This is a genomic window from Methylocystis sp. L43 (assembly GCF_015709525.1).
Taxonomy (GTDB): Bacteria; Pseudomonadota; Alphaproteobacteria; order Rhizobiales; family Beijerinckiaceae; genus Methylocystis.
This window is the reverse complement of sequence record NZ_JADNRA010000024.1, coordinates 58,070-72,049: the sequence shown is the minus strand read 5'-3', so window position 1 is coordinate 72,049 and position 13,980 is coordinate 58,070. Positions and strand designations below refer to the sequence as shown.

Sequence of the window (13,980 nt, the reverse complement as noted above, 5' to 3'; positions counted from 1 at the left end):
CAAAGCCCGACACTGTGCTATAAGGCCCCACGCCATAATGGGAGACGACGAGAGGTCGAAGACAGCCGTCGCGCGAAGTTGACTCTTCGTAAACCAAATGAGCGCAGCTTTTTCACACCAGTAGGGAAACGCGCTGATGATGTTGCCTCGACGCGTCGCGACGCGGTTCAAACTGACGGTCGGCATCGCCGCCCTCGTGATCGCGGCGCCCGCTTTCACGGGCCTCGACCGTCTTGGCGACGGCGAGGCGAAACGCAAAACCGCCTCACGCTGGACGCCGTCGATTCCCTTCAGTCTTGGCGCCTGGCGCTCGCGGGTCGGCACCTTGCAGGAGACCGTGCGCGAGTTCGTCGAGCGCAAACGCGCTGACGACGAGGCGGCGCATCCCCTGGAAAACTCGCTCTTTGCCGCCGATGAAGGCGCGCTCTCGCCGGTCGTCGCCAATGCCCCTGCGCAGGACTGGCTTAACGGCGAGGTGGCCGCTGATCCCGCCGCCGCCCTGCTGGGAGACGACGCGGAGGTTTTCACCCAGGCGATCGCCGCATACAGGTCCGGAGATTTCGCCCAAGGCGACGACGCCGCGTCGCGGCTCCATGCGCCGCTTGCGGACGCGGCCCGATGGACCGGCCTTCGGCTGCATTCCCGCGAAGCCGGGTTCAGGCGTATCGCCGAATTCCTTTCGGCCCACCCGAATTGGCCCGCCGGCGACTGGTTGCGCCGTCGCGGCGAGCAGGCGCTCGTCGCCGAGCGTCACGCCGACAAGACCGTGCTGGCCTGGTTCGCGGAGAACAAGCCGCTCACCGGCTTTGGCAAATATGCCCTGGCGCGGGCGATCGCGCGCGAGGGAGATTTCGAATCGGCGGCGGCGCTGGCGCGCGACGCTTGGCGCAATGACGATATCGGACAGGGGTTCGATACGATCTTCAACAAGGAGCTCGGCGAGTTCCTGACGCCGGCCGATCACAAGTTCCGCGCCGATCGTCTGCTCTACGCCGGAAAGAATACGCTCGCTTTGCGAAGCGCCGAGCTTGCCGGCAAGGATGTCACGCTGCTCGCCCGCGCGCGCATTTCCGGCGTCGAAAAGCTGGCGGCCGCTTTGCCGGCGTCTGTGCAGAACGATCCCGGATTGCTTTACGGACGCGTGCACAAACTGCGCAAGGACAAGAAATTCGTTGAAGCGGGCGCGCTGCTGCGCAAGGCGCCGCGCGAAATCGAGCAGGTCGTCGACGGCGACGCCTGGTGGGAGGAGCGGCGCATCGTCGCTCGCAAGCTCCTCGACCAGGGCGATCCGCAGACCGCTTATACGCTTTGCGCGGATCACGCCGCCGCAAAGACCAGCAACAAGGTCGACGCCGAATTCAACGCCGGTTGGATTGCGCTGCGGTTCTTGAACGAGCCGGTCAAGGCCGAGCGCCATTTCACGCGGCTCGCTGACGCCGCCGAGACTCCGCTGCAAAAGTCCCGCGCTTACTATTGGTTGGGGCGCGCGGCGGAAGCCATGCAAGCCGAAGACGACTCTAAAGCGCGCAATTTCTATCTCCAGGCGGCTGCGCATTCGACGACGTTCTACGGGCAACTCGCCAATTCCCGCCTCGGCGCCCAAGAGCGCCCGCTCCGCCAGCCGCCGACAGCCGCCTCCGGCGACGGTCGGGACGAAGCGGTTCGCGTTGCGGAGCTGCTGTTCGCCGTGGGCGAGAAGGACGTCGCGGCGCCGCTTGCGCTCGATAGCGCGAAATATTTACAGGACGAGACGCAGGTCGCGGCGCTCGGAGAGGTCGTTGCGCGCCAGGGCGACGCAAAACTCTCGCTCATTTACGGCAAGGCCGCCTCCTACAGGGGCATCGCGCTCGACGACGTCGCGTTCCCCGCCTATGGCGTTCCCGATTTCAACGCCCTTCCAGGCTCGGCGTCGCGCTCGATCGTCTTCGCCGTCGCACGCCAGGAAAGCGCCTTCGATCCCAAGGCTGTTTCATCCGCCGGCGCCATGGGATTGATGCAGATGATCGCCTCCACGGCGCGGCATACCGCCTCCATGCGCGGCGTCAGCTTCGACATGTCGCGGATGCTCAACGATCCGCCCTTCAACGCTCAGCTCGGCGCGGCGCATCTCGGCATTCTGCTGGGCGAATATCGGGGCGCCTATCTCCTTACCTTCGCCGCCTATAACGCCGGCGGCGGGCGGGTGAAACAGTGGATCGACGCCTATGGCGACCCGCGCAAGCCCAATGTCGATCCAATCGACTGGGTCGAGCGGATTCCGATCACTGAAACGCGCAATTACGTGCAGCGGGTGATGGAGAATTTCGTCGTCTATCGCGCGAAGTTCGAGGACACCAAGACGCGGTCGCCGCAGGTCGAACTGGCGCGCGCCGGCGACACCCTGTGATCTGACGCCTTAGCAGGGAAATCGGTTGTGATAGCCAAGCAGCGCGCCCAGCGGCCAGCTGTGGCGCAGCTCCGTCAGCGGCTCGGCAAAATATTGCGTGCTGCCTGAATAAGGATAGCCGAAATCGCAGCCGGACGTCTGGGTGACCCTAGACGACATGAACACAAGCTCCAGAGTCGCGACGAAAAAACGCCTCTTGTCGATGGCGATGCGCGTCCAGCTTGGATCGTCGCGCAGGATTCTGATCTCCGTCCCCGCCGGCGCGGTCGTGATCGCCGCGTAATTCTCCTCTGGACCTGCGCGCAGCACCGCCGGATAGGCCAGCGTCAGCTTTATCGCCGCCGCCTGCTGAGCGCAGGAGAGCGCGCCAAAAAGAACAAAGGCGAATAGCGACCGACGCATGCTGACTTCCCTGGTTTTGATGTGCGCAAGCGCAAGCCCCAGACGCAGAACCTAGCCTAAAAGATATTCCCGCCGGCTCCAAATGGCGTCGGCTAAACAAACGCGTGGGACAGCGGCATGGACGAATCGTCGGCGCAGCGAGAGGCGCGTGGCTCTCGACTCAGGCGCGACGCGCGGCCTATGCTTCACTCCAGCGGCGGCACGGCTTTTCCGGCGAGTCCGCTGGCTTACGGTGCGCTCATGCGGCGGATCGCGTTTTCTCTTGTCGCCGCTTTTGCAGCGTATTTTGCGCAGCCGTTGTGGCGCGCCACACAAAACGCAATCGCCGAGACAAGAGCCAAACCAAGCTCGATCAGCTTTACGCCAGGCGAGTTGGCGGCGAACCGCGACGGCGCGAGTCTCCTGACCGTTCCCGCGCCAGGCCGCTATTCGATCCGCGCAAAGAGTCCCTCCGGCGCGCGCATCGAACTCGTCGACATGATCGCCGGCCCGCTTGACTCAAGCGGCGCGCCCGGCCTGCGCGACGGACGCATCGACGCGCTGCTCGATAAGGGCGTCTACAAGCTACGAGTTTTCGGCGTGACAGGCGCGAGCGGCAAGGCCGCGCTCTCCGCGCAGGCGTTCGTCGAATCCAGCCCGTCGAAGCCAACGCTCGCGCCAGGGCGCATCCAAAGCGGCGAACTCGGCGATCTGCAGCAACGCTCCTATTCCTTCGACGTCGGCGCAGAGGGGCGCGTGAGCCTCGAGGCGATCGGCCGGGCGCTCAGCGACCTGCGCGTCTGGCGTAGCGACGGCGAACTCGTCGATCTCGCCTTCGAGCAGGAGACGGTCGAAACAAAGCCGGGCCGCGCGATGAATCGACTGCGCGTTGAAGGCGCACTGGAGCCGGGCCGCTATGTCGTCACCGCCTATGGCGGCGAAAAGCTGGTCTGGGCGCAAGGCGATGCGGGGCAGCCCTTCTTGCTGCGGCTCGAAGAGCCGGCGCTGCTCGCGGCGGGCGTCGCCGAGGGCGTGATCGGCCCCTTCGGCGCCGAGCGTTTCGGCGCGCCGGCAAGCTACGACGCTTTCCGTCTCGACCTCGCGCAGACGACGTCGGCGCGGCTTGAAGCGCGGCGCAACGCATCGAAAGAGATTGCGACGATCTCGAAGAACAGCCGTGCGCCCTCGGCAAACGTAAGGCTCGCGTCCGACGGCAAAACAAATGCGCGTCTTGAAGTCTCAGGCTACGAGGGTGAGGCGTTCACGCTGCGCGGACTGCGTCAGTCGGACCGCGAAACATTCGAAGCGTCTGGTCCGCATCTCGTCAGCGTCGACCTCGCGGGCGAGGGAGGCGATGAAGCGCCGGCGACGGCGCTCTTTGCGCGGATCGAGAAGGACGGCAAGACGCGGGTGATCGCTTCGGACGCGCCGCGCATCGGCGCCGGAAAAGCGTGGCGGGGAAAGTTCAATCTCTTCGGGCCGACGTCGATCCTCTTCGAGGCGACGCGCGACGGGCTCGTCGCGATCGATGCGAAAGGCGTCAAGGTCGACGCTTCGATCGAACCGGCGCTTGGCGCGCTGGCGCCCCGCGCGGACGGAAAGAATCCGGCGCGCTACGATCTCCAGGCGGGCTATTATTTCCTGCGGCTGGAGCCAAAGGGCGACTCAGCCGGCGTTATCGACGTGACGCTCGGGCCTCCCGGCCTCGCCGTATCATCGCCTGCGGCGGCGCCTTCACGCTCCACAATTTCCTTCGGGACGCAGACTCTCGAAAGGGACGGCTCCTATCTCATCCTGACGAATGTCGCGCCGCAACTCCTAACCGGGCCGCGCGTCGTCGCGCTTCCCGTTGAGCTCGAAAGGGCGCCGTTGGCGCTCTGGCAGGACGCAGGCAAGGACGTCGCGTTGCCGGTGCGGCTTCCCAAGACCGGCAAGGCGATTGCGCGCGATTGGCATAACGCCGATGTCGCGTTGACCCTCGGCGATCAAAAGGAGGAGAATGCGCAGCGCCTGGCGACAATAAAGATCGCGGCGTCAGAAAAACCGCGCGCGCTGGGCCTCATCTTCGTTCCCGAATCGACGCCGGCAAAGTCCGAAGAACCGGGCAAGCCTGCGCCAACGACGCTTTCCGCCTCTGTCGCGCGTCCGGCCTTTTTTGATCTTGGCCGCGACGAAACAAAACGCATGCGCTTCGACGTGCCCCAAGGCGGGCTCTACCGGGTCGAGACGCTCGGGCGCATGAAGACGGCGCTGCGCGTCGGCGCGAATGTCTCGCCGCGTCTTGGCCAAGGCGAAGCGAATGGGCCTGGCGACAACGCGCTGGTGACCGCGTTTCTGCGCGCCGGCGGCTATCGCGCGGCTGTCACCGCGAAGGACTCCGCCGGCCATCTCGGCCTTGCCGTATCGCCTGCGACTCTCGCGCCGACGGCGAAACTCGTCGATGCGGGAATCGCGCGCGCGACGCTCGATTCCGGCAAGGGCGCCATCGTGCCGATCGAGATCACGCGCGAAGGCGAATATCACATCGAGCTTCTCGGCCTGAAGCAGAAATGGCGCGCGAGATTGGAGGACGCCGACGGCTGGCCGCTCGCGGCGCCGGGCGAAATGCAGCGATTGACGCGCCGGTTCGAGAAAGGCGCCTATCGGCTGGTCGTCATGCCGAGAGACGTCGAAGCGCGTATGGTGGCGCGACTGAGCCCTATTGTCGCCGCGAAGACGCTCGAAGGCCACGGCCCCCACCCCCTACCCTTTAGCAAGACGCAACGACTGCAATGGCGCGAGCCGCAGGCGCGCGATGCGCCGCGCGCCCCCGATGTGTGGCGCTTCGCGCTCTATGGCGACGCCAAGATCGAGCTTTCGATCGGCGAAGGCATGGTTGGCGAAATTTTCAGAGGCGAGAAGGACAGCGTCGGCAAGGTTGCTGCGGGCAGGCCGTTCAAATCGAAGCTGCCGGCCGGCGACTACCGCGTCGAGGCGCGAAGCCTCGCCCATGACGATCGCCTCGACTACGAGATTTCACTCAATTCGAAGGAATTGCAGCCGGGTGCGCCGCGTGCGGTTCAGCCCCCGACGCACGTCGATTTTTCTCTGGCGAATGACAGCGTCGTCGACCTTTCAAGCTTTGGAGACATCGAAACGATCGGCGTGCTGAAAGACGGCGGGGGCGATGTGATCGAGCGCCTGCAGCCGCGCGCCGACGACTGGAATGTCGCGCTGTCTCGGCGGCTGCCCGCCGGCAATTACCGGCTCGCACTCGAAAAGCTTGGCGCGGAGCCGCGCACCCCTGCGGGGGTTGAAGAAGCGCCGAGCGAGGAAACCGAAGAAGTTTCCAATGAAGGAGAAGCCGCGCAAAGCGAGGACGCGCCTCTCAACGGCGTCGAGCTCCGCCTGGCGCTGCCCATTGAGAAGAATGACGGCGCCCTGGCGCTCTCGGGCGAGAAGACGCTGAACGGCGACGGCGCGCATATCCTTTCTCTGCCGCCTGCTCCCTCGGCGAGTCTCGGGCTGATCGCGGCGCGGTCGGAAGGCGACGTCGCCATCTCAATCGAACGGCGCGACGCCGACGGCCAATGGCGCGCCATCGGCGTCGAGCGCGGACGCGCGCCCGTCGCGGCATGGCCTGCGGCCAACGACGGCGAACTGCGCGCGGTCGTTTGGGCGATTGGCGGCGAAGACGCGCCGATCACGGTCTCCGCGCGCGCCGTCGAACGCCGTGCGCGCCGGCTTGGCGAAGTCGCCCTTGATCCCGTCGACGGCGTCGCCGGAGTCTGCATCGCCAAGGTGGCGACGCCCGACGCGACGCTCGTAACTTTAGCGTCGAAGGAGGACATCGCCGCCGGCTCGATGGCGGGGACATTGTTGCGCGCGGCGCGCTCCGGACCGCTGGCGCCGCAAGCGCAGGAGTTGTGGCTGATGGGGCGCGGCGACTGCGCCGCTCGGGTCGGCGTCGCCGCTTTCGATTGGAAGGACGCGGAGATTTCGCTCGACATCGGCGACGGCGAGCGCGCGCATCTCGTACCGCTCGCGCCAGCCGCCGGCAAGTTGCGGCTTTGGCTTGCGCGATCCGCCTTCGCTCAGCCGGCGCTCGACGGTGGACGCGGCGTCGGTGTGGCGAAGGGCGCGGCGCTGGCGCTTGCCGGCGACACGCCGCTGGCGCTTTGGAACGGTGAAGGAAGCGCGCCCATGCGCGTCGCGCTGAGCGCGATCGACGTCGAGACGCGGCCGGCGGTGAAAGGCGGCGCGCTGTTTTCGGGAATCGTCCCGCCGATGAGCGCGCAGCCTATCGATATGGATGACGCCGCGGGGCCGCTCGCGCTCGACCTCGCCGGCGGGCTTGCCGCCGTTGCGCAGCCGCGCGTCGTCTTTAACGACGGCGCCGCCACGTCGCGGATTCTGCACGGCGTCAAATCGCGTGTGCTTCTCGTCAACATGACGCAAACGCCGCTGCCGGCGCGCATCGCGCGCGAGCCGGGCGAGAACAGACGACTCGACGCAGCGCGCGCATTCACGCGCCTCTTCCCTGCGGCCGGACAGATTTCGCTGCCGCTCGACGCGCAGCAAAACGACAGGCTGATCGTCAGCGGCGCGCAGGCGACGGTCATATCCAACAGCGGCCGTGTTTCCCGCGGCGCCAACATCGCGCTCGACGGCGCGGGTGAAGCGATCATTGACCATGGACCCGGACTGGTCGCCTTTTGGATCGAGCGCGCCGGCGTATCCCCCTGGCCGACGCCGGCGGCGCGCACGCTCAATCTTTCGCAGCGCGTGGCGCTGGAGGGCGCGGCGATGCGCTTTGCAATCAAGAGCGATAAGCCGGCGCTGTTGAGAGCGACAGGCGGCGCGCCGGCGATCGTCGGTTTCACGCAGAACGGCAGGCGGGAGACGCTCGCCTTCGCCAATGGCGTCGATCTTCATCGCTACATGACGCCGGGCGAAGCGACGCTCGACATTTACGCGCCCTATGACGGCGCGCTGTCCGGCATGCTCGATATTTCGACGCAGCCCGTCATCGAGGCGCATGAAGGCGTGAATGATGCGGTGGCGGTTTCGCCCGGCGCAAGCGCGCTGTTCAGTTTCGAGGTGAAAGACGCGCGCAACATCGGCCTCGGCCTGCGCGCGGAACCCGACCGCATCAGTGCGCGGCTGATCGATGCGCAAGGCAAGACGCTCGGCGAAGGCGTCGCGCAAACGATGACGCTTTCGCCCGGCCGGTATTTTATCGAGGCGCGCACGCCCGCCGACGCGCCGGCGACGACGATCCGCATCGCGATCGTCGGGCTGTCGCCGCCTGTGAACGCGCCGCCGGCGGAGATCGTCGCCGAGCTGCTCGACAAGGCCGGCATGAAGAAAAGCAAGGCGCAATGATTTCGAAAGGCGCGGCGATGAAAAACATTCTGCTTCTCTCTCTCTGCGCGCTCCTTGCCGCGGCGACGCCGCTGCGCGCCGAGACCCCGCCAGTGTTCGACCGCGCGCAACGCGCCGATGGCGCGCGCGTCGCGCCAGATAGGTTTCTGCGCGCTTATGATCCGGTGACGGTCTTCTTCTCCAGCGACGCGGGACCAAAGGCCGGCGGCGCGGAAGACACGCCGCAAAAATATGTGACGATGACCCCGCAGCCCGCCGGCGAATGGCGCTGGCTCGGTCCGCGCGCGCTGCAGTTTCGGCCCGCCGACGCCTGGAAGCCGCTGTCGCGCGTCGACGTGAAGCTCGGCGCTGCGGAGACCAGACTCGTCGCGCTGCTGCCGACGCCGCGTTCCACCAATCCCGCCGAGGGCGCCGATCCGCAGCTCGAACTGACGCAGATCGCCCTCACCTTCGCCGAGCCGGTCGATGTCGCCGCGCTGACGCGGCTGCTCACGATTGAAGTGCGTCCCTCGCCCGGCGTCTCGCCGCAGGGCGGACAAATGCTCAGCGCTTCGGCCTATGAGATCCGCGCGCTGGAGCGGGGCGAGCGCGCCGAGGAACAGACCTACGTCATCCGTTTCCGTGATCGGATCGCCGACGGCCGCGTCGCGATCCTGCGGCTTCGCCTTTCCGACGAAGCCGGACTCGACGACCAGACCTATGAATTGCGGCTGCGCACCGCGCCGCCCTTCGCGGCGACTGAGGCGAGCTGCGGGCGCGGCTGGAGCGACGACCGCGCCGAAAACGTGTTGCGTTGCGCCTCCTATCTCATGTCGCCGGAGAGCGGCGACGAGGAAGGCGAAGCCGCCGCCATCCCCTATGCGCCGGCGAGCAAGCGCCAGCTTACGCTCTCTTTCAACGCGACGCCCGAGACGATCGACATTCTGCGCGCGCGCGAGGCGCTGCGCATCACCCCGCCCGTCGACGATCTTGCCGTCGAAACCGACGGCAGGCGGCTGCGCATCGTTGCGAAATTCCTGTCGGACCAGATTTACGAACTCTCCATCGCCGAAGGCGCGCTGAAAGACTCGCAAGGACGCGCGCTGGCGAGCGCCTTCTCGCAGCGCTTCGCCTTCACCCGCGACGCGCCGGCGCTGCAATGGGACGCCGGCTATGGCGTCGCCGAACGGCTCGGTCCGCAGCTTCTGCCGCTGCGCGGCCGCGGCTATGACCGCGCGGACGTCCGCATCCACGCCATCGATCCGCTGTCGCGCGACTTCTTTCCCTTCCCGGCGCATGGCGTCGAAACGAGCGATTCCGACGCGCCGCCCTTGCCCGGCAACGAGCCGAAGTTGTGGAGCGAGACCGCCAACATCGAGGCTGAGGCGATCAAGCAGCGCATCAAGTCGCTCGGATCTCCCGCGGTGTCGCGGCTGGTCGATCTGCCGATCCGCCGCAATGGCCCCGACGCGAAATTCGGCGTCGACCTCAAGGAGGATTTCGCCAAAGTCAGCGGCCGCGACCAACCGGGCTCCTATCTCGTCGGCCTGCGCGCGGTCGATGACGACAAGCGCCGCTGGCTGCGCGTGCAGATCACCGATCTCTCGCTCTCGGCCATCGAAGAGCCGACGCGGGTGCGTTTCGCGGTCACTTCGCTGTCGACGACGCAGCCTGTCAATGGCGCGCAAATCCGCGTCGAAGGGATCAAGGACGATAAATTCGTCACGCTCGCGAGCGGAACCACCGACGCTTCGGGCTTCTTTTCCTGGACGCCCGACAAGCGCGGCGGCGGCGAAGCGCGCCGCATCGTGGCCAACAAGGGGCTCGACACGCTCGTCATCGACCCCACCAGCGCGCCGTCGGAATATTCGCGGGAAATCTGGTCAAAGCCGGAATCGGAATGGCTCGCCTGGACAAGCGAGGCGGACCAGCCGCGCGCCGAAAAGCCGCGAACGCTCTGCCACCTCTTCTCGGAGCGGCCGATCTATCGGCCGGAAGAATTCGCGCACATCAAGGGCTTCGTGCGCAGCTATCGCGGCGGCGCGCTGAGTCTCACCAAGACGGGCGGGACGCTTGTCGTGACAGGACCCGCCAATCAGGAATGGCGCATTCCGGTGAAGCTCGACGCAGCCGGCGGCTTCTATCACAAGTTCGACGCGCAAACGCAGGCGACGGGCGACTATTCGGCGCGGTTTGAACCGGATGCGCCGAAAAAGGCAAAGAAGGCGGAAGCACAGAAAACCGAAGCGGAGGAAGCCGCCGAGGGCGAGAGCGAATCGGCAGAAGCCGCTCAGGACATTTCCTGCGGCCAGTTCACCTTCAAGAAAGAAGCCTATCGTCTTCCGACGTTTGAGGTCGTGCTCAATGCGCCGCAGACCGTTGCGCTCGACGGGACCTTCGACGTTGACCTCCTTGCCCGTTATTTCGCTGGCGGACTTGCGGCGGAGCGCCCCGTCAAATGGCGCGCCGCGCAATTTCCGCATGTCTTCACGCCGCCGGGGCGCGAAGGCTTTCTGTTTTCGACCGACGCGCGCTTCTCCGGCGACGGCAAGTTCAAGTCGACGGCGGTGCTCGAGCGCGATCAGCGCACCGACGCCGGCGGCGCCGCGCGCATGACCTTCGACACCGCGATCGAGCCGACGGCGCAGCCGCGCCGCTACTCCATCGAAGCGACGGTGACGGGCGACGACGGCGTCGAAGTGCGCAATGTGCAGAACGTCATCGCGCTGCCGCCCTTCGTGCTCGGCGTAAAGACCCCTCGCTATGTCGAGCGCCCCGGCGCGGTGACGCCGGAGCTCATCGCCATTGATGGCAAGGGCGACGCGGTCGTCGGTCTTGAGATGACGCTGCGGCTCATCAAACGCAACTGGATTTCGACGCTACAGGCCTCCGACTTCGCGCAGGGCGCGGCGAAATATGTCACGCAGACGCAAGACGACATTCTCATCGAACGCAAGGTGGCGAGCACCAAGGAAGCGCAGAAGGTCCAGTTGGAGACGCGCGACGCCGGCGTCTATGTCGTGCAGCTGGAGGCCTATGACAGGCTCAAGCGCCGACAGCAGGTGAGCGTCGACTTTTTCGTCGGCGGCGATACGCCTGTCACCTTCGCGCGGCCGCCAGCCGAATCCGCGACGATCACGACCGACAAGGACAAATATGCGCCGGGCGAAACGGCGACGCTGATTATCCAATCGCCGTTCCAGCATGCGCGCGCGCTCGCCATCGTCGAACAGCCGAGCGGCGTCTATGATTATGAGTTCGTCGACATCGCCAATGGCTTCGGCCGCTATGCTCTGCCAGTCAGAAAGGAGCAGACGCCAAAGCTCGCCGTGCATTTTCTGATCATGCGCGGACGGCTGAAGGATGCGCCGCCGCAGCCGACGGCGAGTTTCGACCAAGGCAAACCTGTCACCATCGCGGCGACGAAATGGATCGAGGTGACGCCGGTCAAGAACATCGTCAATGTGAAGATCGAACATCCGGCCAAGGCGCGCCCGGGCGACGCGATCGAGGTCGCCTTGCGGCTGTCCGACGACGCCGGCAAACCGCTATCCGGCGAAGCGACCTTCTGGATGGTCGATCAGGCGGTGCTGTCGCTCGCCAAGGAACGCCCGCTCGATCCCCTGCCCAACTTTATCGTCGAGCGCGAAACGAAAATGGCGGCGCGCGACACGCGCAACATGGCTTTCGGCGTCATTCCGCTCGAAGAGATCGCCGGCGGCGACGGCGACGAGCTGCAGGAATGGGGCGCTGAGAACAATATTTCCGTGCGCAAGAATTTCACACCCGTGCCGATCTATCTGCCGAGCGTGAAGATCGGCCCCGACGGCGTCGCAAAAATCAAGGTGCAGCTTCCCGATACGCTGACCGTGTTCAAGCTGCGCGCCAAGGCGGTGAGCGGGCCGGATCGTTTCGGCGCGGCCGGCGGCGAACTGCTGATCCGTCAGGCGCTCGTCGCGCAGCCGGCGTTGCCGCGCTTCATTCGGCCGGGCGATTCCTTCGATATCGGCCTCGTCGCGCGCATCGTCGAAGGACCGGGCGGCGCGGGCAAGGCGTCGATCGCGGCGCCGGCGCTGACGCTCTCGGGCGAAACGAGCCGCAAGATCGAATGGGCGCAGAATAGACCAGTGCGCATCGATCTGCGCGCCGCGGCTCCGGCGCAACTCGCCGGCGACGCGACGCTCGGCTTTCGCATCGAGCGTGACGCCGACCGCGCGAAAGACGCGGTCGAAATCGCCCTGCCGGTGAAAGAGGATCGCGAGGCGACGCGCCGCTTCGAATTGGTTGAGATCGCGCCCGGCGAAACGAAGACGCTCCCTCCCACTGGCGCGCAGGCGCGGCCGGGCAGCTTCTCGCGCGAGACGATCGTCGCCGCCGACCCGTCGCTCATTAAGCTCGTCGCTGGATTGAATGCGCTCGTCGAATATCCCTATGGCTGCACCGAGCAACGGCTGTCGCTCGCGCGCGGCGGACTGGCGCTGAAGAGCTTCGGGCCAATTCTCGCGGCGGCGGGGCTCGAGGATCGCGTCTCCGCCAATGTGAAGTCGACGGCGCAAATCATCGACCAGTCGATCGACGCCGACGGGCTCGTCGCCTTCTGGCCGCGGGCGCGCGGCAATGTCTCGCTGACCGCCTGGTCTTATGATTTCCTCGCGCGGGCGGAACGCGCCGGCGAGCCGATCGACAAGACGCTGTTGGATCGTCTCGCCAATATCCTGAAATTGTCACTGCGCTCCGACTATCCGCGATTGCTTTCGGGCGATGAATTGCGCGAGCGCGTCGAGGCGCTTTCGGCGCTGGCTGAAGGCGGCAAGCTCGACGACTCCTATGTCGCCGAATTTTCGCGGCGCGCCGACTTCCTGCCCAATCTCAGCGTCGCGCAGATGGCGTCCGCCGCCGCGCTTCTCCCCAATGTCGATCAGCGCGCGCTCGCGTCGCTGATCGATACGATGTGGAGCCGCGTGAAATTCGCCAGCCGCAATGGCGTGCAGGTCTATGCCGGACAGGCGGCGGAGAGCGCTTCGCCGATTATTCTTCCTTCCGAAACGCGCAGCCTCGCCGAAATGGTGCGCGCCGCGGCGCTCACCGCCTCGGGCGATCCGCGCGCCAATGCGCTACGCGACGCGCTGCTGCGGCTTGGCGAAGGCGACGGCTGGGGAACGACCAACGCCGACGCCGCCGCGATCGAAGCGCTGGCCGAGGGGTGGCGGCGGCCGACCGCGGCTATCGGCGTGACCTTCACTGATGGCGGACAGGATCGCGCGCTGACGCTCGACGCCAATACGCCGGTCGTGCGCCATGTCTCCAGCAGCGACGCGCCGCTGAAGATCGCCAACGGCTCCAACGCGCCGCTCGTCGCGATGATCGAGACAAGCTACATGCCGGCGGAGCCGGGCGCGAAGGCGCAAGCGACGAGCGACGGCTTTACGATCACGCGCCAGGGCTGGCGCATCGAAAGCGGCAAGGCGCCGGAAAAGATCGAAGCTCGCGACGGCGTTATGCAGGTGAAGCAGGGCGATCTCATCGAAGAGACGGCCGAAGTGGTCAATCCCGAGGATCGCACGCATATCGCGATTTCGATCCCGCTCGCGGCGGGCTTCGAGCCGCTCAATCCCAATCTCGCCACGGCGCCCGCCGAAGCGCAGCCCTCAATGGCGCCGACGCTGCCGCCGACATGGGTCGCCTTTGGCGATGACCGGGTGTTCTACGCCTACGATTCGCTGCCGAAGGGAACCTATCGCTTCGCCTTCCGCCTCCGCGCGCAAACGGCGGGCGCCTATACGCAGCCGCCAGCGATTGTCGCAGCGATGTATAAGAAGGGCCTTCGGGCGACGAGCGCCGGCGCGCGGGTGGAGATTGGGAAATAGGCG

At 66.2% G+C, this 13,980-nt stretch carries 4 protein-coding genes; 3 read left to right on the top strand and 1 reads right to left on the bottom strand.

The annotated features are described in order from the left end of the window. Positions 1 to 136 precede the first annotated feature (136 nt). The gene (locus IYX23_RS20475; protein WP_196394706.1) at positions 137 to 2,386 is read left to right on the top strand and encodes a lytic transglycosylase domain-containing protein; all 2,250 of its coding nucleotides are present in this window, start codon (positions 137 to 139) and stop codon (positions 2,384 to 2,386) included. Positions 2,387 to 2,395: 9 nt separating this feature from the next. Here IYX23_RS20475 and IYX23_RS06780 read toward each other — a convergent pair whose 3' ends face one another. Beyond that, entirely contained in the window at positions 2,396 to 2,788 is a 393-nt protein-coding gene (locus tag IYX23_RS06780) for an SH3 domain-containing protein (RefSeq protein WP_196394707.1), read from the bottom strand. 180 nt (positions 2,789 to 2,968) lie between these two features. On the opposite strand from IYX23_RS06780, the gene IYX23_RS06775 reads away from it, so the two are divergent. Both IYX23_RS06775 and IYX23_RS06770 read left to right on the top strand, forming a co-directional pair. Next, complete coding sequence (locus tag IYX23_RS06775; RefSeq protein ID WP_246716545.1) at positions 2,969 to 8,131, top strand: hypothetical protein; 5,163 nt, start codon at positions 2,969 to 2,971, stop codon at positions 8,129 to 8,131. Next, positions 8,128 to 13,977, top strand: coding sequence for an MG2 domain-containing protein (locus IYX23_RS06770; RefSeq protein WP_196394709.1), 5,850 nt, complete (start codon positions 8,128 to 8,130; stop codon positions 13,975 to 13,977). The genes IYX23_RS06775 and IYX23_RS06770 overlap by 4 nt, the downstream gene beginning before the upstream one ends. The last annotated feature ends 3 nt before the right edge of the window (positions 13,978 to 13,980 follow it).